This is a genomic window from Salegentibacter sp. Hel_I_6 (genome assembly GCF_000745315.1).
GTDB lineage: Bacteria > Bacteroidota > Bacteroidia > Flavobacteriales > Flavobacteriaceae > Salegentibacter.
Genome location: NZ_JQNQ01000001.1, coordinates 3,834,237 through 3,859,866, shown reverse-complemented (window position 1 = coordinate 3,859,866; position 25,630 = coordinate 3,834,237). Strand labels below are relative to the sequence as shown.

The following is a 25,630-nucleotide window of genomic DNA, read 5'->3' as shown; positions in this document are numbered from 1 at the left end:
ATAATGGTCTTTAATGAACCTTGGAGTTATTTTATGTTACGGATAGCCTTCCGGTAGAATAATAGCCTTCGATCAAGCGAGACAACAAATTTGTTTTAGTATTAATGATTAAAGAATTAACAAGTAAAAAGAACCTAAACCAAGCCTTCCGTCAGGTGTATCGCAACAAAGGAGCAGCAGGTATAGATAACGTCCAAATAACAGGACTCCAATCTATTCTAAAAGCTCACGGTAAACAATACGCCCGGCAGATAGAACGAGGGGAATATCAGGTGGCTCCAATACTGGGAGTTGAAATACCAAAAAGCAACGGGAAGAAACGTTTACTCGGTATTCCCACGGTTGTCGACAGGGTATTTCAGCAAGCATTACATCAGGTTTTGCAACCAGTATTTGAGCCAGCCTTTCAAAATTATAGTTATGGATTCAGACCAAACCGCAATGCCCATCAAGCCGTTGCACAGAGCCTTGAAAATATCAATTCTGGCTACCAAAACATCGTCGATATTGATTTAAAGAGCTTCTTTGATGAAGTGGCCCACGATGTACTGTTAGACTTGATATTCAAAAAGGTAAAATGCCGGGCTACTTTAAAGTTATTGCGGTCATTTTTAAGAGCTCCGATACAAATTAACGGCAAGTTGCATAAACGCAGGAAAGGAGTCCCGCAAGGTTCTCCCTTAAGTCCTTTGCTCTCCAATATTCTGCTCAATGAGCTGGATAAAGAACTGGAAAAGCGAGGACACCGCTATGTAAGATATGCCGATGATTTTAGTATTTACGTTCGAAGTAAACCCGCTGCGAAACGCGTAGGTAATAGTATCTACAAATTTCTCCGGGACAAACTCCGGCTTCCAATCAATAGGGAGAAAAGTGGCATACGTAAACCTTTAACCTTTAAGGTATTGGGATTTGGTTTTGTACCAACCTACAAGAAAGGAGAAAAGGCCAAATACCAGCTTGTGGCAGAAGCGTCAAAATGGGAAATATTTAAGTCAAAACTTAAATATATTACCAAAAAGACAATTCCTGCAAGCTTTGAAGAACGTATCCACAGCATCAACTTATTGTTAAGGGGCTGGATCAATTACTTTAAACCGGCATCCATTCAGGGAAAGCTTAAGAAGCTGGAAGAATGGCTAAGGAATCGTTTACGGTATTGCATCTGGCATCACTGGAAAAAGCCCGAACGAAAACGGAAAAACCTTATTCGATTGGGTATTAATCCAGATCAAGCCTATGCCTGGAGTCGCACCCGAATGGGCGGCTGGGCTGTAGCCCAGAGTCCTATCTTGCGTACCACTATTACCATAAAACGCTTAAAAATGAAAGGTTATGTTGGTTTAATCGAATACTATAATCGATAAGTTTCATTATCGAACCGCCGTATACGAGACCCGTACGTATGGTGGTGTGAGAGGCGCACTCCGTCAATTAACGGCGGAGCCGTCTACTCGATTGTATACTGTTTATCTTATCCGCTAGGATCAGGTTAACAGGGACTGTTGATTGGAGCGCAATAATAAAAATACTTCTTTTAAGGTCCGTGCCCCGTTTACATTGTGTTTAGAAGGAGATCTAAACATCCGTGAAATAAGGGGCGGGCTTTTAAAATTGTCCGTAAAGCTAAAGGAAAAAATTAAGGGAGTTTCCCCATTGACTAGTTCCAAAACTTCAACTACCTTAACCACAAGTATTAGTAACGTGATAACGTTTGGATAGTTGAAAAACTCTCCACGATCTCATCGCTAAATACTTGGGGACGCTACCAAAAAGTATGTCCTTCCATTTCCTTTAGCTATACCTCCTAACATAAGCCCAGGATCCTCAAAAGATGACCATTCGCTGCCAGCAATAGTATACAACGTCTCGTATAAAAACTGTGCGAGCAGGCGTGCGTGATTGTCCGCAGGACAATCCGCTGAGCAAGTGAGCACAATGTTTTGATCTGATACTGAATTAAGCATTGTTTTTATATGTTGTTGTGAGTCCGTTGTTTTGGCAGCTAATCAAGAACTTTTACATTTAATTCCGTCGTCGCTTTTCTGCCATTATTACTTGAATAATTCTCTTAACCGATTGATTTTAAAGTGCGTAATTTGTTGAATATCCGATTCCGATTTAATCTCATAAAAGTTAACGTGATAAAATTCGGTCTTTTTAAATTGATAAATTTCCTCAACTAAGAATTTTAAAACACTATGGAGTTTAATCAAGTCCTTTTCAATTCGTATATAATAACTAAGGGATCCGTTCTTTTCTTTAAGTTCTTCGAAATGAAAAGTTTTTCTGATTCTTTTAGACGTTTTCTACTCTTAACATCTCTCATATTTTCACTGAAATAAAAGAGAATTACATAATCATCTTGATTCTGAATTTCAGGAGTATCAGTGTTAAGGTTATGTCCGAACACCTGGATATGGGTGATATAATTGTATACAATATCAAATTGAAAGTGTTTATTGGGATTATACTTAATATACGTCAAGTAATCAGAAATATTAATAAGAGGAATCTTTTTGTAGAACATTTAAATTTTATTTTTAAATAATTTTGTCAACTCCTGCAATGGCTCACAACGTCCCGTATAAAAACTGTGCGGGCGGGCGTGATTGTCCGCAGGACAATCAGCTATGCAAGTGAGCAAGGATTTTCGATTTGAGAATGAATTTAGCATTGTTTTTATACAGTGTTGGCAACTGGCCCTATTGTAAAGCAAATTCTACAGCACTTTCAGCGTGAATTCTTGTCGTATCAAAAACTGGAATATTTACATCGCTACCTTTGATTAATAAAGGGATTTCTGTACACCCTAAAATTACTCCTTGAGCTCCAGTTTCAACAGAATTATTAATTATTTTCTGATACTCATTTTTTGATGAGGATAATATTTTCCCATAAACGAGTTCTTCATATATAATCTTATGTACAATCTTTCTATCTCTTTCCTTTGGTATAATTACTTCAATTCCAAAATCATTATTTAATATGCTTCTGAAAAATCCCTCTTCCATTGTAAATTTTGTACCAAGTAATAAAACCTTATTTATTTTCTTCTCTTTAATTTTTCCCCCTGTTGCTACTGCTATATGTAAAAAGGGAATGTCTATATTTTTTATAATTTCTTCGCCGCATAAATGCATTGTATTAGTACATAAAACAATAACATCAGCTTTTGCATTCTCTAAATTCTTTGCACAATTTATCATCAACCTGTTCAATGAATTCCAGTCTTTTTTGTGTTGAAGTTTTTCAATTTCTGAGAAATCAACGGACTCCATAACACACTTAGATGAATGGAATCCTCCTAAAATTGTACGAACTTTTTCGTTAATTATTTCATAGTAAACTTTCGAAGATTCCCAGCTCATTCCTCCAATTAACCCTATTTTTTTCACTTTTATTCGTATATTTTAAATTAATATAAGATTTTTGTGCCCAGAACAGCTTATGCCTTTTAGTTTTCAAGATAATCTACTGTAAATTGTAACCAATCTTCAATGGAGTTATCCAGATATATATCTGGCTGTACCCCTATGTTATCTATTGGATAATCTGGCAGCCTCAATGATTTATATGTTGGTAACAACAATTTGTAGTTCTCACAACCAAATTTGAAGAAATAAGCATTGGCATAATCTAATACACCAGAAGTCGGAGTCCCCAAAACTTTTACCTTTTTACTTTGCTTGGTTTTTAACAAAAAATTTTCTGCCGCACTTCCTACCATTTTATCGGCAAGAATAACAATTTGTTTTGGACTATTTTTTACTACTTCTATTGTATCAATTGTTATTGCTCCATCCACGTTTTCAATATATTTACCCAAATTTTTCCTGTACAGCTGAATTTTTAAATCTAATTCTTTGATTTTCTCCTCATTTGCATCTGCATCCTTTTCCACTAGTTCATTCCTATACTTTGAAACTCCTTCAATGAGACCTTCTGTAGATAAAAGTTTTGTGCCAATACTCCTTATTGGGCCTGAACTTAAAAAGGGAAGTAGCGTTTGGTATGCTGCGTCTGTTCCACCGCCATTATTCCTAATATCAATAATCAGATTTTCACTGTTTTGAAATAGATTTTCATTATCAACTATTAATTTTTCAATCCGATCGATATATGGATAATTGAAACTTGACAGCCTTATAAGGGATGTTTTTTTTGTCAATTTTTCAAAGTAAAAGCCATCTAATTTGTCAATTGCCTTTTTTATTTTTGCAGAATCCAAATTGTACCCTGCATCTTGTTTAACGAAATTTGCCTTAAAAAGGTTAATGTGAAGAATATAATCTTCAAACAATTTATAATTGACTTTATGTAATGAATGGTCTGACGCATAATAATTTACCTCTTTTTCGCCAATTAGTTTAAATTTAATTTGTTTTGGTTTCCAATTGGTACTATTGCTAGAAATTATAAATCCGGTGTATTCGTCTTGGTCTGTTTTTTTTATACCAATCGTATAATTTTCATTTTCCCAAATTCCCTCTAAACTATCACTTGTTTTGCCAACCCTTTTTTTAAAATTAGAAATATCTACATCTAATTCTTCAGTCTGTTTATTTTCTATTGGTTTTCTTTGTTCATTTGGTAGAATCCAAATATGACCGTCTTTAAAATAAGATGTATATTTTTTTAAAACGTCAATACAGCGTGAGTTATCAATATTTTTAGATTCTCTTGCTAATTGTCTCTTTAAGCTGCTATAAACCAGTGAATCTTTAGTTTTTTCTTCAAATCCCGGATAGTCACTTTCAATTTTGGTAATTAAATTATCAAGAGCTTTTTCACAAGAGCAGTTTTTTTGACTAAATCCTGAGCTTACAACAAACAAACTTATTACAATCAGAAACCGTTTCATTATATCTATTTTTGAGAACAAAAAAAGAATATTCATCGTCCAAACAATTGTAAAAATCATTCATATTTATTTTTTATTATAAATCCAGGTAAAATTATTTTGCTGTACTGAGGCTATTTCACGTAGTTCCCTTGGTGAATGACCTGATAAGGATTTAAAGTCATTGATAAAATGAGCTTGGTCATGGTAATTATGGAAGTGTCCTATTCTCGTCAACGTACTTTGTTCCTTTAGAATTTCGTTTAAAGCGCTTCTAAAGCGTAAAGTCTTCAAATAAGATTTAGGGTTATGTCCTACATAATTTTTAAATAAACGGAACAATGTTGACGTACTTATGCTAAGGTTTTTAGCTAATGTGTCAACTGTGAAATGGTCACTATTGTGCTCCGGTATATTATACAAAGCTTCTTTTATTTTATCAGGCACTTCATATTTTAAGTTTGTTAGAAATAGTTGTTCGAGCTTATCAGCTTTATTTGAAAAATTATTATTTTCAAATACTTGTACTAAATCGTTTACACTTATATCATAAAAATATTCTAAAACATTATCCGAATCCATTAAGTCGTCATAGGATTCACAAATGAATGCTCTTATAGCAGAAGGATGAAAAATAATACAGATTTGATCAAGAGAAGAATTTATATTAACATTGAAAGGTTCGCTATGAAATCCGTAAAACCTGCTTGTGAAGTCTTTATTTCCCTTAGTTATTATACAATTATTGTTTTTTGAATGGTTGATATAATTTATAGCGTTTTCTTTATAAATGGCAAGACAAAGATTATTATTGGGGAATGTAGTATAGTTTAGAATGTTGTTGTCAGTTTTTTTGAAAAATAAGAAATATTGGATGTACTTCTTTAATACTTCATTCTTAGGTTCTATAATTACCGACTTCATCTTTTATTTTAGCTGTTTGTTTTGGCTTGTTGCCAACGTTTATCTAACTGCTGTAGGCGCATTTTCGCGGCTATTGCAGTTAGATGGTGTGTGTGCCCAGCATGGGCATCTTTTCTTTTACCGAAAGGTAAAAGATTAATCTAAAGGGTGCAAGTCCCTTATGGGCAGGGGTGACGCCTTGAACCATTAGTAAGCCGCAAGGTTGCCAACTGCGAAGTTGGGACTGAAGGAAGCGGGACTACAAACCCTGGTGCTGACGAACAGGAACCGGATATGAGGCTACAAGGTTGGATGAGCAAGCACATCATTGTGATGTCCTAAACATTTCTTTCGAAATGAATACCGAAGTAGTAGATCCGGCAGGAATCAGGGGAAAGAAGATGTTCTTACCTGGGGAGATCTCCATAGCCACGGGATGGCTTGATGGAGAAGTCAGCCGAAGTCATAGTAGCCGGTCACCTGATAAGCCGGTGAAGGACTGAACGATAATGGTCTTTAATGAACCTTGGAGTTATTTTATGTTACGGATAGCCTTCCGGTAGAATAATAGCCTTCGATCAAGCGAGACAACAAATTTGTTTTAGTATTAATGATTAAAGAATTAACAAGTAAAAAGAACCTAAACCAAGCCTTCCGTCAGGTGTATCGCAACAAAGGAGCAGCAGGTATAGATAACGTCCAAATAACAGGACTCCAATCTATTCTAAAAGCTCACGGTAAACAATACGCCCGGCAGATAGAACGAGGGGAATATCAGGTGGCTCCAATACTGGGAGTTGAAATACCAAAAAGCAACGGGAAGAAACGTTTACTCGGTATTCCCACGGTTGTCGACAGGGTATTTCAGCAAGCATTACATCAGGTTTTGCAACCAGTATTTGAGCCAGCCTTTCAAAATTATAGTTATGGATTCAGACCAAACCGCAATGCCCATCAAGCCGTTGCACAGAGCCTTGAAAATATCAATTCTGGCTACCAAAACATCGTCGATATTGATTTAAAGAGCTTCTTTGATGAAGTGGCCCACGATGTACTGTTAGACTTGATATTCAAAAAGGTAAAATGCCGGGCTACTTTAAAGTTATTGCGGTCATTTTTAAGAGCTCCGATACAAATTAACGACAAGTTGCATAAACGCAGGAAAGGAGTCCCGCAAGGTTCTCCCTTAAGTCCTTTGCTCTCCAATATTCTGCTCAATGAGCTGGATAAAGAACTGGAAAAGCGAGGACACCGCTATGTAAGATATGCCGATGATTTTAGTATTTACGTTCGAAGTAAACCCGCTGCGAAACGCGTAGGTAATAGTATCTACAAATTTCTCCGGGACAAACTCCGGCTTCCAATCAATAGGGAGAAAAGTGGCATACGTAAACCTTTAACCTTTAAGGTATTGGGATTTGGTTTTGTACCAACCTACAAGAAAGGAGAAAAGGCCAAATACCAGCTTGTGGCAGAAGCGTCAAAATGGGAAATATTTAAGTCAAAACTTAAATATATTACCAAAAAGACAATTCCTGCAAGCTTTGAAGAACGTATCCACAGCATCAACTTATTGTTAAGGGGCTGGATCAATTACTTTAAACCGGCATCCATTCAGGGAAAGCTTAAGAAGCTGGAAGAATGGCTAAGGAATCGTTTACGGTATTGCATCTGGCATCACTGGAAAAAGCCCGAACGAAAACGGAAAAACCTTATTCGATTGGGTATTAATCCAGATCAAGCCTATGCCTGGAGTCGCACCCGAATGGGCGGCTGGGCTGTAGCCCAGAGTCCTATCTTGCGTACCACTATTACCATAAAACGCTTAAAAATGAAAGGTTATGTTGGTTTAATCGAATACTATAATCGATAAGTTTCATTATCGAACCGCCGTATACGAGACCCGTACGTATGGTGGTGTGAGAGGCGCACTCCGTCAATTAACGGCGGAGCCGTCTACTCGATTGTATACTGTTTATCTTATCCGCTAGGATCAGGTTAACAGGGACTGTTGATTGGAGCGCAATAATAAAAATACTTCTTTTAAGGTCCGTGCCCCGTTTACATTGTGTTTAGAAGGAGATCTAAACATCCGTGGAATAAGGGGCGGGCTTTTAAAATTGTCCGTAAAGCTAAAGGAAAAAATTAAGGGAGTTTCCCCATTGACTAGTTCCAAAACTTCAACTACCTTAACCACAAGTATTAGTAACGTGATAACGTTTGGATAGTTGAAAAACTCTCCACGATCTCATCGCTAAATACTTGGGGACGCTACCAAAAAGTATGTCCTTCCATTTCCTTTAGCTATACCTCCTAACATAAGCCCAGGATCCTCAAAAGATGACCATTCGCTGCCAGCAATAGTATACAACGTCCCGTATAAAAACTGTGCGAGCGGGCGCGCGTGATTGTCCGCAGGACAATCCGCTGAACAAGCGAGCACGGAGTTTCGATTCGAGACAGATTTGAGCATTGTTTTTATATAATGTTGTGCACAGTTATTATATTATAATTTTTCTAATTGCATTCTCATTGCCTTAACCGAAGATTTTGGCATCTCGTTCGATTTTTTCTCAAATTCACGCTTAGTTGTTAAGTCAAATTTTCCTGTTGTCTCGTGTTCGTAAGTTAATTTAGTGAAGAGGCCAAAATATTTATAATCTTTATCTTGAATTACTAGTTCAATATCGTTTGGATTCACATTTTTATAGGAATTGTCTTTTCCATAGTTTCCAATAATTCTTAAAAGAGCTAATTCCACATCTTTTTCAGGTCCATCTTTTGTTAATCTCTGATAACGTTTCCTATCTGTAAAAAACATTCCTGTTTTATTAGGAATGGTAGTAACTAAAAATATTCCTAATGAAGTTAATGATCCAATTAGAAGGAATTTTGAGAATTGAAATTCTAAGGTATAATATAATGCACCTAAGAATATGGAGAGAAATAATGATGTAATTGGTCCTGCTAAAAGAATTAGTGCAAATTTTCTATTATTTTCAGGACTATCTTTTCTGGGTATCGTTGACGTAATTCCTCCATAATGAGCAATATTTTTATTAAAATAAATTTTAATTTTATCTTCATCTCTTTTTATTCCTAGAGGTCCCAGTATAAAAAGCTCCAATCTAAAACCTAGATAGACCCCCGTAATTAAATGTCCTAATTCGTGAATACCAATTACAACCAATGGGATAATTAATAAAAGAGCGATTTCAATAATTTTTGATGTCATTTATTCGTTTTTTCTACTAATTGTGCACAACGTCTCGTATAAAAACTGTGCGAGCTGGCGAGCGTGATTGTCCGCAGGACAATCAGGCGTTGCAAGCGAGCACGGACTTTTAATTTAAGACCAAAATAAGCATTGTTTTTATATTTTGTTGTGAGACGTCTTCAAATCCGAAAGCCGAAACATCCAAATTCACCCAAAAAAGCGCCACTTGCGGCTGAATGATTTTATAACACGTAGCTTTTTTTCTTCCCGATGAAAACTACAATTGCCGATAAAAAACCTTTTTTTTTAAAGTTCTTACAAGCCAATGCAAAAATGACTGAAAATAGATTTTCAAAAATAAAAGCCTTTGCCGATTTACCGGTCAGTTGCCAATTAAACGACCAAAAATTGAAAAACAAAAATTACCAGCTTTCTCTATTTTCAATTTTTTCCCGAAAAATCCTTTTGATGACTCACAACGTCCCGTATAAAAACTGTGCGCGGGCGAGCGTGATTTTCCGCAGGAAAATCAGGCGCAGCAAGCAAGCAGGGAGTTTCGATTTGAGACGAACTTTAGCATTGTTTTTATATGTTGTTGAACTAAACCTAAAGGTAGCTTCAAGAGATCGCTAAATCACTATTCACTACCTTTAGGTATTGTGTAATTAATTCATTGAAAGTTATGAAAAAAAAGTAGTACCCTCATTGAAAGGGCCTGTAATTCTGTACCCGAGTTTGATCAGCTGTACCGTAAATTAAAGCGTTCCGTAGCACTCGCCGGCAAAAGCCAAAGTACCCTTACCAACTATGCCCGCTGCCTTGCGCATATGTCCCTCCATTTTAAATGTAGTCCCCTGGACCTCGATGAAGAACAGGTTTTGGACTACTTGCACCTTCTAAAATCCCAGCACAAAACACCATCGGACAGTTTCTTTAAGCATACGGTCTATGGTCTTCGCTATGCCTATCGAATCTCCGGGATGAAAGCGATGCGGGTCATGCTACCTTCCATTGAACGGCCCCACAAACTCCCGGTGGTGTTAAGCCGTAGCGAGATTAAACAACTGCTTAAAACTCCCAAACTTCTCAAACACCGGTTGGTACTGGCAATGCTTTATGGCTGCGGCCTTCGCTGCTTCGAACTTCGTGGCTTGCAACTCAAAGATCTGGATTTTGATCGTAAGATGCTTCACATCCGCCAGGGCAAAGGCAGAAAAGACCGCTATGTTCCTTTATCCCAGATGCAAATCCGTGGCCTAAAAAAATATATCGCTGCAGACCATCCTACCACCTGGTGTTTTAATGGCAACGACAGGAAAGGTGATCCAGCCCAGTTATCTGCCATGGGGGTGCAATGGATCGTTCGGGAAGCCCGTAAACACAGCGGGATCCAGAAAGATATCACTACCCATAGCCTTCGGCACAGTTATGCCACCCACCTTTTGGAGATGGGATTGGATATTATCAGTGTCAAAGATTTACTGGGACACGCAGATATCCAAACCACGCTCACCTACCTTCACGTGGCACAACTCGGTAGGCAGAAGCCGTTCAGTCCGCTTGATCGGCTCTACAAGGAGTAGCCGTGAAACCTGCTGCTCACGAGGTGGCCCAGGTACTGGAAAGGAACACGGAATCTTTATCCAAATACTGTTACAACAGCTGGCAGGCAAGAACCCTGCACGCCTTGCGTAAATGCCGCACTGCTGCCCTGGGTGGCCATATCGACCGCTGTAACAACCCTTCCTGCCATAGGCTCCATCTTAGTTATAATAGTTGCCGGAACCGCCATTGTCCCAAGTGCCAGGGACATAAAAAGGAGGAATGGATCCGGGCACGGGAAGAAGAACTCCTAAACGTGCCTTACTTCCACGTGGTCTTCACATTGCCATCAGCGCTCAACCGCCTATGCCTGTACGAACCTAAAAAAATGTATGGCCTACTCTTCAAATTAGCCTGGCAGGTGGTTCAGGGTTTTTCATCGAACCATAAATTCCTGGGTGCCAAACCGGGGATGATCGCCATCCTGCACACCTGGGGGCAAAACCTTTCTTTACACCCACACCTGCACTGTATTGTTCCCGGGGGTGGTATTGCTCAAAGCGGTCAATGGAAATCTGCAAAAAGCAAAGGTAAATACCTGTTCCCGGTTAAGGCTATGAGCACCGTTTTTAGGGCTCGTTTTGTGGCTTCCCTTCGCAAGGAACTGGAACCGCAATCCAAAGACTTCTACGAAAGCCTTTTTAAAAATGATTGGGTAGTTTATTGTAAACAACCCTTTTTAGGTCCAGCCCAGGTGGTGGAATACCTCGGTCGCTATACCCACAAGATCGCCATCAGTAACCACAGAATTAAAAACCTGGATAATGAAAGCGTTATATTTGCTGTAAAGGACTACCGCCACGGGGGAAGAAAATCCTTGTTGCGTTTATCCGATGCAGAATTCATCAGGCGGTTCGCGCTTCACATACTTCCCAAAGGATTTGTTCGCATACGGCATTATGGAATCTTGAGTTCCTATCATAAAAAAATTACACTTACCCAGCTACAGAAAAGACTGGGACGAGTACAACTCACAGAGCGTAAACCACTTCAACACCGCCTGTGCCCGGTATGCAAGAAAGGAAAATTGGTGACCCTTACTACCTTTACCCCGCGAGGCCCACCAGGATACTGGATGGAAAAACTAAGAAAACAATCAAATAAATAAGTATGAAAAACGATCCTTCCGGGCGTAACAGGAAACCTATGGCTCAAAACGATCAAAATTGTATTAAATCCTATAAGTACCAGGGAAAAACCATAGTAAAAAGCAGCTTGACCTTAGGTCAATAGCCAAAAGCCGATATCTTGCATAGAGGCTAGGTTTACTATCCGACAAATACTACCTCCTAAAAACAGACTAATCCCCATATATGGCTGACCGGCAAAGAACCGGTTTAGTCAACAGGGCGTTCATGTTCGGCCGTTCCGGCCACACGAACGCTTAGTTATTGTGCAAAGTTTTATTTCTTAAAGATTATTTGTTTTATAAGAGCACCGTTCGTAAAGTCATCACTCCTAATTATAACAGTCGCTTCTATTTTATTTATCTCTTTTTGCAGAACGAATAGATGCCCCTGAAAAACATCTATTTCCTTAGAATTTTGGGGAAGACTAATTGCAGTTTTATTTGATCTTGTATATCTTTCAATGCTCACGAAGTCATCTTCTTCCTGAAAACTGATATCCAGATTGAAAATTGGGGTATGAAAATCGAGATTTACCCCGAAATGGGAATTTCTTTTTCTGTCCTGCTCTTTAATTTCTTTAACTAATTGGCCCTCCGGTATTAATTGAAAAAGGTCATTCTTATTGACCTTCATTTCTACATCGAAATCAATCGATTTGTTTGAATTATTAATTATTTCAATATCAATGTAATTTATATCGAATGTATAAAGTTCACTGTTTTCTCCAGGCTTGCCATAATAAGCCTTAATTTCAATGTCTTGTTTGCGATCTTTAGAAATATATCGAGTTTTATAAATATGTTCCAAATCAGATCTGTCAATCTTCTTTGAAGATGATCCTATTTTTATGTAGCCATCTCCTTTTCTATATTCAGTCTTGTTATTTACTGGATTTTGTAAATCTTTTTTAAAAAGATACGGTCTTGAAGAGTTATTAAATATTCTGAAATAGGCAAGGTTGACTCCTTGGAATTCATATGCTTTATATTCAAAATTTATTTTTGGTTCAATATTTTCCAAAATAAATTGTTGATATTTTGCTTCATCAGTCAACTCAATATCAAAAAATTCTTTAGCTATTCCATTTTCCTCTTTAACACCTATAATTATAAATTTGTCATCATCTGAATGGTGATTGGCAAAAGCAGATATATCTTTTAAAATTTCAAACTTTTTAATATTTCTTCCTAAAGAATATTCTTCTCGTTTATAATCAATCTTTACTCCTTCCGAGTCGTATTTGATAATTTCTTCTATATCTGGATTCATCTTTTAAATTTTGCACAACGTACGTATAAATGCAGTATTACATTTATATCTATTATGTCTTTACATGACTAATCTAATGGATTTTTAATCTTAAAAAAAATATTTGTAGCCACGTGCGTGTAAATTTCTGTTGTTTTGGTGCTTCTATGCCCAAGGAGTACCTGGATATATCGTAAATCGGTTCCACTCTCTAAAAGATGGGTTGCAAAGGAATGTCGTAACATATGGGGTGTCACCCGCTTCTTGATCTTCGCTTTTTTCGCAGCATTCTTTACTATACTCGAAACACTTTCGGGACTATAGGCTTTCCTGCCAGGGCCTTCAAACAAAAAATTAGTCGGTCGCCATTCTTTATAGTATTTTCGTAAATCACCAAGTAGTTTTTCGCTTAAGATTGTAAACCTATCTTTATTTCCTTTGCCCGATCTTACCTTAATCACCATTCTCTTACTATCTATATCTTCCAGTTTTAAATTTAAGAGCTCAATTCTTCTTAAACCGGCCGAATAAAGCAAACTTACTATACATCGGTGTTTAATGTTATTAGTATGCTCAATAATAGCCATTATTTCCTCTTTTGCCAGGACCTTCGGCAGTTGTTCTATAGGTCTGGGACGTTCTATGGCATAAAACCTATTGGGCATTTCCAGTACCACTTCATAATAAAATTTAATAGCATTAATGGCCTGGTTAATATAGGAATGTGAAAAATCCTCTCGTATCAATTTCTGAAGATACAATCTTATATCCTCTTCGTTCAAATCCTTTATCTCCCTGTCACTGTAATGATTTATGAATGTTTCGAAACAAGAAACATAGGTTTTGATCGTGCTATTGGCATACCTCTTTAATTCTAACTTTCTAAGGTAACTTCCAGGGCAATATCGCTTTCCACTTACCTCTTCCCTATTTTGCAGTTGTTGAACGTTCACAGGTTCTTCCTCGCGTCCAAAACTTGCCTTGGAATAAAAATGATTGCAATTGATCCAGGCAACACCACGAAAGGTCTTAAAAACAAGCTCCAGGTTAGCCGGTGTGTTTAAGATATAATTCATGCGAAACTTCTCACTCCACTGTACATCGGGTAAGTTGTCCACCATAACCTGCACTACTTTATCGGTAAAGAATTTTAACCCTATACATTTTTCTTTATCAATGATTAAATTCTTTAGAGTAATATACTTCCTATCCATATGGCCTGCGCATTTATTGGTATATAAATGTAAACAGACTTAAACCCTAAAACGTTTATTATCCGTATATTATACGACTAAAACGGCTTTATAATTATGGAAACTGAAAAACATTGTCTGGCCTGTAATAAAAAACTGGAAGGCCGTCCAGATAAAAAGTTTTGCGATCCCTATTGTAAAAGTGCCTGGCATTATCAAAAAACCAAAGAAGGAGCTGCCGGATTCTATGCAAAAGTAGACCGTCAATTAAAAACCAATCGAAGGATTTTAAAAAGCTTCAACAAAGCAGGGAAAGCCACGGTTAGAGCTGACATTTTAAAACAACACGGCTTCGATCCTAATTACTTTACGCACTATTGGAAAAACAGCAAGAAGGAAGTTTACCTCTTTGTATATGAATTTGGTTTTCTTGCCAGGTATGAAAACGGAAAAAAGAAATATGTTCTTGTAACATGGCAAACCTATATGGAAAAAACTTAAGATTTATATTGATCGTACGATAGCCCCTGTTTTTTCAAAGTTGAAAAAATCACATGGCTTCGCCGCAGTCAATTACATTGAATTATTTACGCTTAATTATAAATTTTCTATTTTTCACTCCCTGATATATTAAAATCATCAGGAAATAGGGAACGTCTAAAAAACTCAAAAAGAATTTGGATCATATCCATCTATGAGGTATGATTTCATTCTGTGAGAGTAAACTCTTAAGTACAATAGTGTAGGGATTTCAAATCTATACATAATCTAATCATCCTATAAAAACTTTTTTCTATAGTTATCAACAATATATTATGAAGAAAATCGATAATTAAATAATTTGAGGAGAATATTATATAGTTCTACAAGTAACTTATTACTCCGATTCCAAAATCCAGGGATATAGAATTTGATTTAATTTTTCATGGAAAAATGTAGATTTATCTCACCAATTACAGGCATTAACGGTATTGATTATTATAAAAAATAATACACCATAATCATATAAAAAGAAAGCTTCTGAAATTTAAATTTCCACTGGCAAATACGGTTAAACACTTTCCAGCAAACATGATCTTCAATAAATTTCAGCTTATTCAGAAAAATATCTAGCCTCTTTTTCAAAGAAGTTTTCCCTATAACCTTTTATTTCAGTCTCTAAACTATATAATCCCTGCTTGAAAATTGCATTAAAATCGGTATGAAAGATTTTATTGTAAACTCTAACAAATTTGCTCTCCTGTTCTAACCTAGACATTGGACGATCAAGAAAAGTATTTATTCCTGAAAAGTTTTCGTATTGATAGGTATGAATAATTTCGTGGGCCTCAGTTCTTTGACCGATTCCTCTTCTCAATAAAATTGAATTAAAGTATGCCCCACCATTATATCCCAACTCATCCAAAATCTTTGGTGTTCGTTGATTAAAAATCAGGGTGCCAAATATCATACTACGATCTACATCGAGCCTCGCCTGAGTGAATAGGTATGCAGCTCGAGATAATGCGAATGGCAGTATTCTATACTTCAGCTTGAAATTATTTTTAAAATCAATTTCAATTCGATTAAATGCTAAGTTTAAATGCATACGTTCCCAAAGTTCCCTGTTTGCAGCGGCGTTTTCAATGATTGAACTTCCTGCTGCGTTAACAAGTTTTGAAGGCCATATATAGTTGTAGTTCTTTTCTGTTGCAAATCTGCGAATCAACCTTTTACTTTCAAAAACAAAATAACCTCCCAGTGCACCCTGAGCAAACCCTTTAATTAAAGTTTTTCCAAATCTCTGACCTGGCTCTTTATTGATTACCGCCCCAACTCCTCCTATAACACCTCCTATTCCCACATTCATTAAACCATATTCAAGGTCATTTTCTTGTGCAGTACCGGAAAAATTTATAAGGCTAAGAAGAAATAATATTAGCAAACAACGAAAAGATTGTGACATTTTTTATTAAATTATTTCTAATGTAGAAATGCTAAGATTCGTATTTTATTACAAAGAATTAGCAAAAAAAAAATTTTTTTCAAACATAATTAAAGTAATTGATTATTTTGCAATTTCAATTCTCCAATGCATTAACTAAATCAATAAAACTTTTTCTGTTGAAAAATTACTTCTTTCTAATTATTTTTCTCCTATTCCTATCTTCTTCCTGCACCATTGAAGATGAATTTACCGAACTCACTTCTCACGAAGATATCTTAGTAGAAACTAGGGTATATTTCAAGGATTCTGTGACGGATTATGATATAGATTTTGAATATTATAAAACTGATGGTTTCAATAATTTAATTTCTAGATATATATCCTTTTCTGGAAGTACGAATAATGGAAGAGAAACTTTTTCGCAGGTATTCAAAGAATATAAAAAAGCGGGAATTAAGATAGAAACTGGAGAGAATGTAGATTTCATAACCATTACCTTAACAGAAATTAATTGGGATTTTCAACCATATTTTTATTATCGCCATGACTCACCGGGTGAATTTACTTTGATGTATGATTTTGAAACAAATACTTATGAGATTAGTGAAGATTAAAAGTTTCAGGAGAAATAATCTGTCCATTAAATTTGATATCTTGTAAAACTTCAACTAGTTTGAAATTATTAAAATACTCTAATGGTACTTGAATCCAGGCTGAAATTTTCAGTTTTATTAAATTTCAAATTTCTTTAAAATGAAACTAATTATTTTTAGAAGTTATTCAGCTTACTATTCGCATCTCGGGAAAAAATTTCCTTGAAAAAGACCCTAAAAAATTGACTTTAAAATTTTTAAAAATTAAGGGTAACTATATAAATATAATTACCCCTTTTTAACGAAATTTCACATGTAGCTCCAGCTAGAGATAGTCGTGATTTTTTTATAAGCAATTCTCCCAAAATTAACTTCATACCCTTAAATATGATTCCTTTAAATTAAAGTGAATCGATTCTAACGGAATTCAGTTCATTTTTAAGCTAAGAACCGCTTTCAAGTCCCGGAATATCTTTCATTGTTCCGTTTTCAGATTTACCAAGAACAATAACTTCCTTACTTTCTTTATATTCCTCTATTGCCAGAAGGAGTTGCTCTTTGGTATCCCGGCGGATTTTTATTCCGCTTCTTTGGTTTTTATTACGGACTTCAATATAATATCCATCTCTCAGATCTTTAGGTTTTGTGGAAGGTCTTCCCATAATTGATGTTTAAATATAAAATAGTGATTAAATCTTAATATGTTCTATTTGTCTAAAATAACAATAACTAACTAAATTAAAAGCGAAGACTAAAGTTCTTCTCTAATTAATTTAATATTTTTTAAATAATGTTTTAGAATGTACTTAGTATTTCAGTTTTGAGCAAATTTTACAAACAATATAAAGCCGAAAATCTGCAATATATATAACTAATTCTTACTCGCTCTGAAAACTTCTAAAAACTTCATTAACTTTAAAAGCATTTAAGGCTGAATTCATAATTTCCTCTTACCTACTTCCATTTTATTTGTCTGAATATTTCAGGAAAACTTACTTACAAGTATATCCTCCGTCAATTACCAATTCACTACCGGTAACAAATTTTGATTCATCAGAAACTAGATAAAGTATTCCATAAGCAATATCAATAGGTTCACCTACGTGCCCAATAGGATGAAGACTGTCTAAATTACTCCTGAAATTTGGAATATCTTTTCCAAGTTCTGCAACCAAAGGGGTCCAGATAAATCCGGGGTGTACAGAGTTCACTCTAATTTTATCTTTAGCATAAATCAATGCATCATTTTTAGCCATTAATCTAACCGCGCCTTTTGAAGCATGATAATGGGGAATATCCCCGGCGCCAATGATTCCATATATTGAAGAAAGATTAACAACACTCCCACCGCCAGATTTCTTCATATGCGGAATCGCATATTTGGTACAGAAAAATACTCCTTTTACGTTCACGTTCATTACTGAATCCCACTCACCTTCTGTTAATTCATGGGTTGGTTTGTCTACACCGGCAATACCTGCATTATTTACAGTAGCGTCAAGTTTGCCAAATTCTTTGACTACTTCTGCATATACTTTTTTAACTTCCTTTTCATCAGAAACATCTAGATGCCAGTAATTTGCTATTCCCCCTAATTTTTTTATTTCGGTTACCAATTCTGTTCCTTTCTGGTCAAGAATATCTGTCACTGCTACTTTTGCTCCTTCTTTAGCTAATAAAATACAAGTCTCCCGGCCAATCCCCAATGCACCTCCCGTTACAATAACTACTTTGTTTTCTGCTCTTTTCATTATTTCTATTTTTAGTTATTAATAATTGGGGGGAAATATTCTGAATGTTTATCTGTTAAGTTTGTAGATAATTTTACCGATAGAACAAGGTAGAATTAAGCAAAATCATTTTTTAGTTTAGTTCAACCCTGTCTGGCAATTTTATCCTATGAGAAGAATCATTATTTCAACTCACTTTCTCCTACTTCATTTATTAAATGAGACTTCACATTAATTAAAATTAACTATTTATGGATGAGATAATTATGACAATTATCATAGATTACGCAATTAATACATTGGCTATTCCTTTAGTACTATTTAAAGTGAATTCAAGACGCTATAATAAGAATTTACGTTCCTCTTAATCGACTAATAAAAAAAGGGCGGTTTTTAACCGCCCTTCCTCAATCAAACAAACACAGTAAAATTTCTAAACTAATTGAAATTCACCCTTAAGAATTTATAAACTAAAAGCTTCAATTTCCTGAAATCTCTAAAATGTTTTCGAAGTGAAGTTTTAAAAATTAAGTGATCTTTTAAATAGAAGTTTTCACACTGCACATCATCACATTCTTTTAAACCTTCCAGTTTATTTTTATAGTCAAAAAATGTAGTTAAGTGAAACTCATTTGCCCTATTTAATAAATCCAGTTGCTCCTTAAGATATGAAGCATCTTCTTTATTTATTTCAACATTAATAGTTTTCTTACCTGAGGCTAAGATGTTGCCAAAGAAACTAATTTCTTCACTTATAAAAATTAAGTTTTCTTCCCAATCTAATGCTTCAGCCTGGATACTTAAAATTTGTATTTCTTCTTCTCCATAATGCTCCTGAAACTTTTCTTCCATCATACCCTATTTTTTATATTTTTACTTTTTTTACTACCTGCTCAACTGCGACAATATTAATTGCATTTTTACCGGTAGGAAATTCCCATTCTACCTCATCGCCCTGGGCGTAACCAAATAAGGCAAGGCCCATGGGTGCTAGAATAGAAATCTTATTTTCTTTGATGTTACTTTGATCTGGGGTCACTATTTGATATGTTCTATTCACACTAAATGGAGTTGCAATTCCCACTTTAGAATTAAAACGAACCACATCTTCTGGCATATCTTCTTCATTAACAATTTTAGCCAGATCAAGTTCATTCTTTAGCTTTTCTATAGATGCACGATAAGTACTATCTTTATAATATTGAGCCATAGAAACGATTCGCTTTAAAAGCTCATACTCTACCTTTTCTATAATAATAACATCATATTTCATGTTTCAAACTTAATTAAGGAAATATACCCCTTTGGTTATACGCTGTCTCAATTCTGGAAATAGCCAGAATGTACGCCGCAGTTCGCCAATCGGTATTTCGTTCTTCAACTTCTTTTTCAACCTTCTTAAACACCTGAAGCAATTTTTTCTCCAGTTTAAGGATCACTTCATCCAATTCCCATAATTCGCCATTCCTGTTTTGTAGCCATTCAAAATAACTACCTATTACTCCACCAGAATTACATAAAATATCAGGAATTATAGTGATTCCTTTTTCTAATAGAATTGCTTCTCCTTCTTCGTTGGTAGGCCCATTTGCGCCCTCAGCAATTATAGAAGCTTTAATCTGGTAAGCATTATCTCCTGTGATCTGGTTCCCCAGCGCAGCAGGAATTAAAATATCACATTCCAACCCAAAGAAATCTGCCGGGTCAATTTCTTTTGCATCTTCAAAACCTTGAATAGAGCCTTTTCTTGGACTTGAATGCTCAAATAAACTTTCTACAGAAATACCTTCTGCATTAAATAAAGTAGCGTGCGCATCCTGAACGGATATCATTTTTGCCCCATCGGCTATTAAAAATTTTGAAGCCCAATACCCTACATTTCCAAATCCCTGCACGATAAAAGTTTTATCTTTTAAAGATTCACCTTTAGATTTCACCAATTCTTTGGTAGTTAAATAAACTCCAAAACCAGTGGCACGATCGCGGCCTTCCAAACCACCAGAACCAACTGGTTTTCCAGTTACCACGTGTTGGTTTTGAGACCTTTCAGAAGTTGAAATTGTAGACATGTAGGTGTCTGCAATCCAGGCCATAGTTTGAGCATTTGTATTTACATCTGGTGCGGGAATATCATGTTCTGGCCCTATATTTTCACCTAACGCATAAGTAAACCTACGGGTAATTCGTTCCAGTTCAGAATCAGAATAATTCCGGGGATCTATTTGAATTCCACCTTTTGCTCCACCATAAGGTAGACCTGCTAAAGATGTTTTCCAGGTCATCCACATCGCTAGTGCCTTGGCGGCATCTACATCTACCGTTGGGTGATATCTTAAACCTCCTTTATAAGGTCCCAGTGCATTATTATGCTGAACGCGGTACCCGGTAAAAATTTCTACTTTTCCATTATCCATTTTAACTGGAAAGTGCACCACAATCTCATTATTGGTAATTTCAAGAATCTTTTTAATATTCGGATTCAAATTTATGATGCCGGCAGTTTTATTAAACTGTTTAATAACCGTGTCATACATACTTTGTTTGGGCATTGATTTTGTCGCTATCATTATTTTTTTATTGAAAATGTTCACAATACATCTTTCTATTATTCTTCCACGTGCAGTGATGTCTTAAATCGCAATTAAAACAAAGCGTTTTAAAGAGTTCACTACCTGCACGCTGTAGCCCTTTTTCATTTTCTTCTAAAACTGCGGGCCTCTCTATTTCAGCTATATTCATAAAGTTTGTCTTTTTGGAAAGTACTAAAGCTAAAGCTGTGCCCAAAAGGTTAAATAATGAGCATAAGAGAATTATTCAACTGATTTTCAGTTAGATATATGAATGAATAAAATCTTTAATATTTTATATGCTGAAAAGAAATTACCCGGGTGGGAGATAACTACCCGAAAAATTATTTGATCTTTTCTCGCAAGGTTTTACGGTCTATTTGAAGGATTTCTGCTGCCTTTGATTTATTCTGATCTACAGCTACAAGAACTTTTAAAATATGTCTTTTTTCTACTTCTTTTAAAGCCATTAACTCTTCTTCTGCAGCCGGAAGCTGATATTTTACCGAAGCCGGCAAATCCTGTGGAAGAATTTCAGTTTCACTCATAATAATGGCCCGTTGAATTATATTTTCCAGCTCCCGTATATTGCCAGGCCAATTATATCGGTTTAAAATTTCAATTGTTTTTTCCGATAATTTTAAACCGGTTTTGCCATAATCTCGCTGATATTTATCAAGAAAAGTTTTTGCCAGGGGTAGAATATCTTCCTTTCGCTCTCGCAAAGGCGGCGTTTCAATATCAACTACATTTAAACGATAGTATAGATCTTCTCTAAAAGTGCCTTTCTCTACCATCTCCTTTAGATCACTGTTTGTAGCCGCGATAACTCTTAACTGAATTTTTTCTGAACCCTGTGCACCTAGTTTTCTCACTTCTTTCTCCTGAAGTACTCGTAATAATCTAACCTGAACAGAAAGCGAAGCCGTTCCTATCTCATCTAAAAAAATAGTTCCACCATTGGCCGCCTGGAAGTATCCTTCCCGGGTTTCTGACGCACCGGTATATGCTCCTTTGCTAGCGCCAAATAATTCTGATTCTAATAAATTTTCAGGGATAGCACCGCAATTAACAGCGATAAAAGGATTTTGAGCAAATGAGCCTTTATAATGAATTGCTCTTGCCACCAGTTCTTTTCCTGTACCGCTCTCCCCTCTTATTATAATAGTAGCACGGTTATTTTTCACTCTTTCAATAATATCAACCAATTCTTCAAATTTTGCCGAAGAACCAACCATGCCAGCATAATTATGCCTCAACTTTTTAGGCATAACTATTTTTGAATTTTTAGTGCGCTGAGAGAGTGATTTTTTAACTGAATTAAGTAATTCGGATTTAGTAAAAGGTTTGGGTAAATAGTCTAAAGCGCCAGATTTTATAGCGGTTAGTGCATTATCTATAGAAGGGAATCCGGTAATTACAAGTTTCGGTATTTCGGGATAATGATCATCAGCATATTTTACCAATTCCATCCCATTCATTCCAGGCATCTGTAGATCGGTGATTAATAGATTAATTTCACTATACTTTAAAATATCTATTGCTTCTGCCACCGAGGCCGCTTTATAGGTATGGTAATTTTCCTGCTCAAGATGACGATCTAATACCTCCAGCATATCAAAATCATCATCTACTATTAATAGGTTTTCTTTTCTTATCGCCATATTATAGATTTAGTGGGAGTTTAATTTTAAAGATAGTTCCTTTTGGAATGTTTTCAGCAATACTAATTTCTCCCCTGTGACTTTTTATAATACCATGCACTACGCTTAAGCCAAGCCCGGAACCTTCTCCTAAGGGTTTAGTAGTATAGAAAGGTTCAAATATCTTATCTTTTACTTCAGGATCAATTCCTTTTCCCTCATCGGCAATTTCAATAGTATAATGCATATCATCATTATTAATTTGAATACTAATTTCAGAGTGTTTAGGGGAATAATAAATCGCATTAATTACCAGGTTAAAGAAAACCTGGGTTAATTGTATAGCATCTACCTGAGCTTTTAATGTAGGGGCCTGGATGCTAAAATTAAAATTGATATGTGCTTTTTTAAAATTTGGTCTTAATAGGGAAAGCGCTTGTGTAATTACCGGTTTTATTTCAATTTTTTTAATATCCTGTGGCATATCACAAGAAAAAAACATCAGTTTTTTTACAACCTCCCGGGAGTATAAAGTTGATTTCAGAATTTTTTGAGTATCACGCTTAGTTTGAGGTTCCTTAGTTTTTTCTTCAATAAATTCAGCAAAACCAAGAATATTACCCAATGGTGTATTTAGCTCGTGAGCTATTCCTGCAGTAATTTCTCCTAAAATAGACAAACGGTCGTTTCTCTGCGCTGTTTGTTTTAAAAGTTCTTCCTGAATTTTAATATTTTGACGCTCGAAAAATAATGCAATTTCATCAGCTACTTTATCGAGCAAGCGTTGTTCTTCTACCAGAAAGTGCGCTTTGGATAAATCAGAAGCCGGGTAATGTACTTTTATAAAACCCATTTCTTTATCTGAAATATGAATTATACTAGTTTGCGAATAGGCTTCTAACGGAATTGGATTGGAACTTAAATGAAAAGTTTCACATTTAACTTCTACAGTGGCAAGCTCTGGAAAGCGCCAGGCGTTTTTTAATATCTGTACAATAGATTCCAGGGTATTTTCATAAGAAACACTATGTTCTCTTATAGCCGATGAGACCTTATAAAGGCAGGAAAGCTCTTTAATTCGTTCCTGCAATTTCTCTTCAATAGATATAATTTCTGGTTTCATCTCTAACCGATTTCCTCAAACAAATATAAGCAGATTGGATGATCTCAACTTTATTATACCATAGGAAATAAAGATAAAAAGCCGTAGATCATTTCTTATATCCCTTAATGGAACTTTTTTCTCCAACCGGGAATTTTTGTACCACTATCATAAACCTAATAAAATTAAAATAAAATTATAATATTTTGAATATCAGTATTTTAAAATACTGATAGTGGTGTTTTTCCAAACTCAGGTACAGGTTTTGAACAGCTTAAACCGTCATTATTTATATCGACAATTTGAAATAATTTACAAAGATTTGGAAAGGTGGTTTTAACCAAATTTAAAATTGTGTTATAATTTTTTTATCTTGATTATTATGAAAAGTAACATTCTTAAAGGTTTTAGTTTATTAGCTATTATCATAATTGGTAGCTTAATTTACTTGCAGAGATGTTTTTACTATTCAATATGGGCGGATAACCAGTTTACAATTATTTTCTTAGTTCTTTTTGTAGCTGTTTTTATTAGTCTTGTAATGCAATTTCAAAAATTATAGATTTTATTTTTTTTCTCCCTATCGAACTTCAAGTTTATATAAACTGAATTCTATGGATTTAAATTTAAAGCATAAAAAAAACCACCGGAAGACCGGTGGTTTTTTTGATAATATTGAAGAATAGCTTACTCTAACTTACTTTTAAGTTCAGCTGCTTTTTCTTCTTCTCCTAATTGAGTGTAGATATTAATTGTGGTTCTAATAGCCTCAACATTTTCAGGATCATTTTCAATTACATCTTCCAGGTAAGGAATTGCTTCTTCATAAACAGCCTTACGCTCATTTTCCAATTCTTCGTAACGCTTGTTATCTTCCTTACTCATACCAAGCTCGTTCATCTCGTCAATAAGATCACGCTCTTTAGCCAGAACAGCAACTACAATATTCATTCTTGCATTGTCCATTTCTGGATCAATTTCAAGTGCTTTCTTGTAATACTCGACAGCCTGTTCGTTATCACCTAGCTCAGCTGCGGTAACACCAAGATTATAATAAATATTAGGATCGTTAGGATTCTTCTCTACCATCTCCTGCATTAATTCATTATATTTCTCTTTATTACCCATTCTGTAATAAACATCAGCTTCAGCCTGTAGTAATGCAATATTGTCAGGATTTTCAGCTTTAGCATCTTTAATCGCTTCAATTGCCTTCTCGTCTTCACCTTCCTGAATATAGATTAATGCAATATTTTTAGCAATTTCTCCTTTCTTAGAAGGAATTTTACGATCCTGAGGATTTTCATATTCTCCTGTTTTGAGCATAAGTTCTCTTTGCTCTTTAGGCATAATTTCTTCCTCACCAGTTTCTACATTGGTGGCCACATATTCTACACCAGAACCATCAAAGCCCAGCTCTTTAAGTTCATTGTAAATTTCAAGAGCTTCAGAATAATTTTGAGCGTTTAATGAATTAGCCGCTGCATAATAAAGATAAAGTGTATCTTGTTGGTTAAGCTCGTAGCTATAACGCAATTTATCTGATGCACTCTCATAATTTTCAGTATTCTGATCATTAATTGCACTTTGTACCAATGCATTTCTTACTTGATCAAAGCCCTGTACAGCATCATCATCATTACCCATTTCCTGAGCCTTTTTAAAAGCTTCTGCTGCTGTTTCCAGGTCTTCAAGAGAAGCGTTTTCACCACTTCCTAAATAAGCCTGACCTTTATAAAGATAAAATCTTTCTGTCCATTTATCATTAGCTTCAGAAAGCATAGATTCAGCAGTTTGTAATTCAGTTTTGGCTTCTGCATAGTTGCCATCTTCTACGGCATCACCCGCACTTCTAATTTCACTTTTTTGAGCAACGGCAGCCACTGATAATAATGACATCGCTACAGTAAAAATATTAGTTTTCATCTTGTT

23 protein-coding genes and 1 pseudogene are annotated in these 25,630 nt (G+C 35.5%); 8 read left to right on the top strand and 16 right to left on the bottom strand.

Annotation, left to right across the window (positions count from 1 at the left end; genetic code table 11):
• Positions 1-104 precede the first annotated feature (104 nt).
• The gene (gene ltrA / locus FG27_RS17000) at positions 105-1,367 is read left to right on the top strand and encodes a group II intron reverse transcriptase/maturase (protein ID WP_037315631.1); all 1,263 of its coding nucleotides are present in this window, start codon (positions 105-107) and stop codon (positions 1,365-1,367) included.
• Positions 1,368-1,748: 381 nt separating this feature from the next.
• Here the strand turns inward: ltrA (FG27_RS17000) and FG27_RS19615 are convergent.
• The 4 genes and pseudogenes from FG27_RS19615 to FG27_RS18805 form a co-directional block, all read right to left on the bottom strand.
• Positions 1,749-1,985 (bottom strand): annotated as a pseudogene (locus FG27_RS19615) (hypothetical protein); the annotation flags it as partial.
• A 720-nt stretch (positions 1,986-2,705) separates the two neighbouring features.
• Positions 2,706-3,398: an aspartate/glutamate racemase family protein gene (locus FG27_RS16990; RefSeq protein ID WP_037321228.1), complete on the bottom strand. Its 693-nt coding sequence runs from the start codon at positions 3,396-3,398 to the stop codon at positions 2,706-2,708.
• 59 nt (positions 3,399-3,457) lie between these two features.
• Positions 3,458-4,924: a S41 family peptidase gene (locus FG27_RS18810; protein WP_081912640.1), complete on the bottom strand. Its 1,467-nt coding sequence runs from the start codon at positions 4,922-4,924 to the stop codon at positions 3,458-3,460.
• Between the two features lie 6 nt (positions 4,925-4,930).
• A complete protein-coding gene (locus tag FG27_RS18805) occupies positions 4,931-5,767 on the bottom strand; it encodes an AraC family transcriptional regulator (protein WP_051935913.1) in 837 nt (278 codons plus the stop codon).
• Positions 5,768-6,356: 589 nt separating this feature from the next.
• Here FG27_RS18805 and ltrA (FG27_RS16975) point away from each other — a divergent pair.
• Positions 6,357-7,619: a group II intron reverse transcriptase/maturase gene (gene ltrA / locus FG27_RS16975; protein ID WP_037314197.1), complete on the top strand. Its 1,263-nt coding sequence runs from the start codon at positions 6,357-6,359 to the stop codon at positions 7,617-7,619.
• A gap of 633 nt (positions 7,620-8,252) precedes the next feature.
• On the opposite strand, the gene FG27_RS16970 is transcribed toward ltrA (FG27_RS16975), so the two are convergent.
• A complete protein-coding gene (locus tag FG27_RS16970; protein ID WP_037321227.1) occupies positions 8,253-8,981 on the bottom strand; it encodes a M50 family metallopeptidase in 729 nt (242 codons plus the stop codon).
• A gap of 252 nt (positions 8,982-9,233) precedes the next feature.
• Between FG27_RS16970 and FG27_RS16965 the strand changes: the two genes are divergently transcribed.
• The 4 genes from FG27_RS16965 to FG27_RS19545 all read left to right on the top strand — a co-directional run bounded on the left by FG27_RS16965 (position 9,234) and on the right by FG27_RS19545 (position 11,798).
• The gene (locus FG27_RS16965; RefSeq protein WP_037321225.1) at positions 9,234-9,596 is read left to right on the top strand and encodes a hypothetical protein; all 363 of its coding nucleotides are present in this window, start codon (positions 9,234-9,236) and stop codon (positions 9,594-9,596) included.
• Positions 9,597-9,841: 245 nt separating this feature from the next.
• A complete protein-coding gene (locus FG27_RS16960; RefSeq protein ID WP_369794080.1) occupies positions 9,842-10,546 on the top strand; it encodes a tyrosine-type recombinase/integrase in 705 nt (234 codons plus the stop codon).
• A gap of 2 nt (positions 10,547-10,548) precedes the next feature.
• Positions 10,549-11,673 carry an IS91 family transposase gene (locus FG27_RS16955; protein WP_037314187.1) on the top strand — a complete coding sequence of 375 codons (1,125 nt, stop codon included), beginning with the start codon at positions 10,549-10,551 and terminating at the stop codon, positions 11,671-11,673.
• Positions 11,674-11,675: 2 nt separating this feature from the next.
• Complete coding sequence (locus FG27_RS19545) at positions 11,676-11,798, top strand: hypothetical protein (RefSeq protein WP_255351501.1); 123 nt, start codon at positions 11,676-11,678, stop codon at positions 11,796-11,798.
• 170 nt (positions 11,799-11,968) lie between these two features.
• Here FG27_RS19545 and FG27_RS18800 read toward each other — a convergent pair whose 3' ends face one another.
• The gene (locus FG27_RS18800) at positions 11,969-12,964 is read right to left on the bottom strand and encodes a helix-turn-helix domain-containing protein (RefSeq protein ID WP_051935912.1); all 996 of its coding nucleotides are present in this window, start codon (positions 12,962-12,964) and stop codon (positions 11,969-11,971) included.
• A gap of 68 nt (positions 12,965-13,032) precedes the next feature.
• On the bottom strand, positions 13,033-14,157 hold the full coding sequence (gene xerA / locus FG27_RS16945; protein WP_051935867.1) for a site-specific tyrosine recombinase/integron integrase: 1,125 nt from the start codon (positions 14,155-14,157) through the stop codon (positions 13,033-13,035).
• A gap of 96 nt (positions 14,158-14,253) precedes the next feature.
• Between xerA and FG27_RS16940 the strand changes: the two genes are divergently transcribed.
• A complete protein-coding gene (locus FG27_RS16940) occupies positions 14,254-14,637 on the top strand; it encodes a hypothetical protein (RefSeq protein ID WP_037321223.1) in 384 nt (127 codons plus the stop codon).
• Between the two features lie 592 nt (positions 14,638-15,229).
• Here the strand turns inward: FG27_RS16940 and FG27_RS16935 are convergent.
• Complete coding sequence (locus tag FG27_RS16935; RefSeq protein WP_231563347.1) at positions 15,230-15,985, bottom strand: hypothetical protein; 756 nt, start codon at positions 15,983-15,985, stop codon at positions 15,230-15,232.
• 254 nt (positions 15,986-16,239) lie between these two features.
• Here FG27_RS16935 and FG27_RS16930 point away from each other — a divergent pair, with 254 nt between their 5' ends.
• On the top strand, positions 16,240-16,677 hold the full coding sequence (locus FG27_RS16930; RefSeq protein ID WP_156101254.1) for a hypothetical protein: 438 nt from the start codon (positions 16,240-16,242) through the stop codon (positions 16,675-16,677).
• A gap of 422 nt (positions 16,678-17,099) precedes the next feature.
• Here FG27_RS16930 and FG27_RS16925 read toward each other — a convergent pair whose 3' ends face one another.
• The 8 genes from FG27_RS16925 to FG27_RS16885 all read right to left on the bottom strand — a co-directional run bounded on the left by FG27_RS16925 (position 17,100) and on the right by FG27_RS16885 (position 25,624).
• Positions 17,100-17,318: a hypothetical protein gene (locus FG27_RS16925; RefSeq protein ID WP_037321217.1), complete on the bottom strand. Its 219-nt coding sequence runs from the start codon at positions 17,316-17,318 to the stop codon at positions 17,100-17,102.
• A gap of 330 nt (positions 17,319-17,648) precedes the next feature.
• Positions 17,649-18,407, bottom strand: a complete 759-nt coding sequence (locus FG27_RS16920; RefSeq protein WP_037321215.1) for an SDR family NAD(P)-dependent oxidoreductase — start codon at positions 18,405-18,407, stop codon at positions 17,649-17,651.
• A 417-nt stretch (positions 18,408-18,824) separates the two neighbouring features.
• Positions 18,825-19,241, bottom strand: coding sequence for a hypothetical protein (locus FG27_RS16915; RefSeq protein WP_156101253.1), 417 nt, complete (start codon positions 19,239-19,241; stop codon positions 18,825-18,827).
• Positions 19,242-19,251: 10 nt separating this feature from the next.
• Positions 19,252-19,659 (bottom strand): GreA/GreB family elongation factor, encoded by a 408-nt coding sequence (locus tag FG27_RS16910; RefSeq protein ID WP_037321211.1) that lies wholly within the window; start codon positions 19,657-19,659, stop codon positions 19,252-19,254.
• A gap of 13 nt (positions 19,660-19,672) precedes the next feature.
• Positions 19,673-20,953, bottom strand: a complete 1,281-nt coding sequence (locus FG27_RS16905; RefSeq protein WP_037321210.1) for a Glu/Leu/Phe/Val dehydrogenase — start codon at positions 20,951-20,953, stop codon at positions 19,673-19,675.
• Positions 20,954-21,297: 344 nt separating this feature from the next.
• Positions 21,298-22,617, bottom strand: coding sequence for a sigma-54 dependent transcriptional regulator (locus FG27_RS16900; RefSeq protein ID WP_037321207.1), 1,320 nt, complete (start codon positions 22,615-22,617; stop codon positions 21,298-21,300).
• 1 nt (position 22,618) lies between these two features.
• Positions 22,619-23,719 (bottom strand): sensor histidine kinase, encoded by a 1,101-nt coding sequence (locus FG27_RS16895; protein WP_037321205.1) that lies wholly within the window; start codon positions 23,717-23,719, stop codon positions 22,619-22,621.
• 666 nt (positions 23,720-24,385) lie between these two features.
• Positions 24,386-25,624, bottom strand: a complete 1,239-nt coding sequence (locus FG27_RS16885) for a tetratricopeptide repeat protein (RefSeq protein ID WP_037321201.1) — start codon at positions 25,622-25,624, stop codon at positions 24,386-24,388.
• Positions 25,625-25,630: the final 6 nt, after the last annotated feature.

Bases quoted from the DNA above. Each gene is read 5' to 3' on its own strand.
- ltrA (WP_037314197.1), top strand. From the start codon at position 6,357: ATGATTAAAGAATTAACAAGTAAAAAGAACCTAAACCAAGCCTTCCGT.
- xerA (WP_051935867.1), bottom strand. From the start codon at position 14,157: ATGGATAGGAAGTATATTACTCTAAAGAATTTAATCATTGATAAAGAA.
- FG27_RS16925 (WP_037321217.1), bottom strand. From the start codon at position 17,318: ATGGGAAGACCTTCCACAAAACCTAAAGATCTGAGAGATGGATATTAT.
- ltrA (WP_037315631.1), top strand. From the start codon at position 105: ATGATTAAAGAATTAACAAGTAAAAAGAACCTAAACCAAGCCTTCCGT.
- FG27_RS16885 (WP_037321201.1), bottom strand. From the start codon at position 25,624: ATGAAAACTAATATTTTTACTGTAGCGATGTCATTATTATCAGTGGCT.
- FG27_RS16970 (WP_037321227.1), bottom strand. From the start codon at position 8,981: ATGACATCAAAAATTATTGAAATCGCTCTTTTATTAATTATCCCATTG.
- FG27_RS16940 (WP_037321223.1), top strand. From the start codon at position 14,254: ATGGAAACTGAAAAACATTGTCTGGCCTGTAATAAAAAACTGGAAGGC.
- FG27_RS16920 (WP_037321215.1), bottom strand. From the start codon at position 18,407: ATGAAAAGAGCAGAAAACAAAGTAGTTATTGTAACGGGAGGTGCATTG.
- FG27_RS16910 (WP_037321211.1), bottom strand. From the start codon at position 19,659: ATGAAATATGATGTTATTATTATAGAAAAGGTAGAGTATGAGCTTTTA.
- FG27_RS18805 (WP_051935913.1), bottom strand. From the start codon at position 5,767: ATGAAGTCGGTAATTATAGAACCTAAGAATGAAGTATTAAAGAAGTAC.
- FG27_RS16935 (WP_231563347.1), bottom strand. From the start codon at position 15,985: ATGAATGTGGGAATAGGAGGTGTTATAGGAGGAGTTGGGGCGGTAATC.
- FG27_RS16965 (WP_037321225.1), top strand. From the start codon at position 9,234: ATGAAAACTACAATTGCCGATAAAAAACCTTTTTTTTTAAAGTTCTTA.
- FG27_RS18810 (WP_081912640.1), bottom strand. From the start codon at position 4,924: ATGATTTTTACAATTGTTTGGACGATGAATATTCTTTTTTTGTTCTCA.
- FG27_RS18800 (WP_051935912.1), bottom strand. From the start codon at position 12,964: ATGAATCCAGATATAGAAGAAATTATCAAATACGACTCGGAAGGAGTA.
- FG27_RS19545 (WP_255351501.1), top strand. From the start codon at position 11,676: ATGAAAAACGATCCTTCCGGGCGTAACAGGAAACCTATGGCTCAAAAC.
- FG27_RS16915 (WP_156101253.1), bottom strand. From the start codon at position 19,241: ATGATGGAAGAAAAGTTTCAGGAGCATTATGGAGAAGAAGAAATACAA.
- FG27_RS16900 (WP_037321207.1), bottom strand. From the start codon at position 22,617: ATGGCGATAAGAAAAGAAAACCTATTAATAGTAGATGATGATTTTGAT.
- FG27_RS16895 (WP_037321205.1), bottom strand. From the start codon at position 23,719: ATGAAACCAGAAATTATATCTATTGAAGAGAAATTGCAGGAACGAATT.
- FG27_RS16905 (WP_037321210.1), bottom strand. From the start codon at position 20,953: ATGATAGCGACAAAATCAATGCCCAAACAAAGTATGTATGACACGGTT.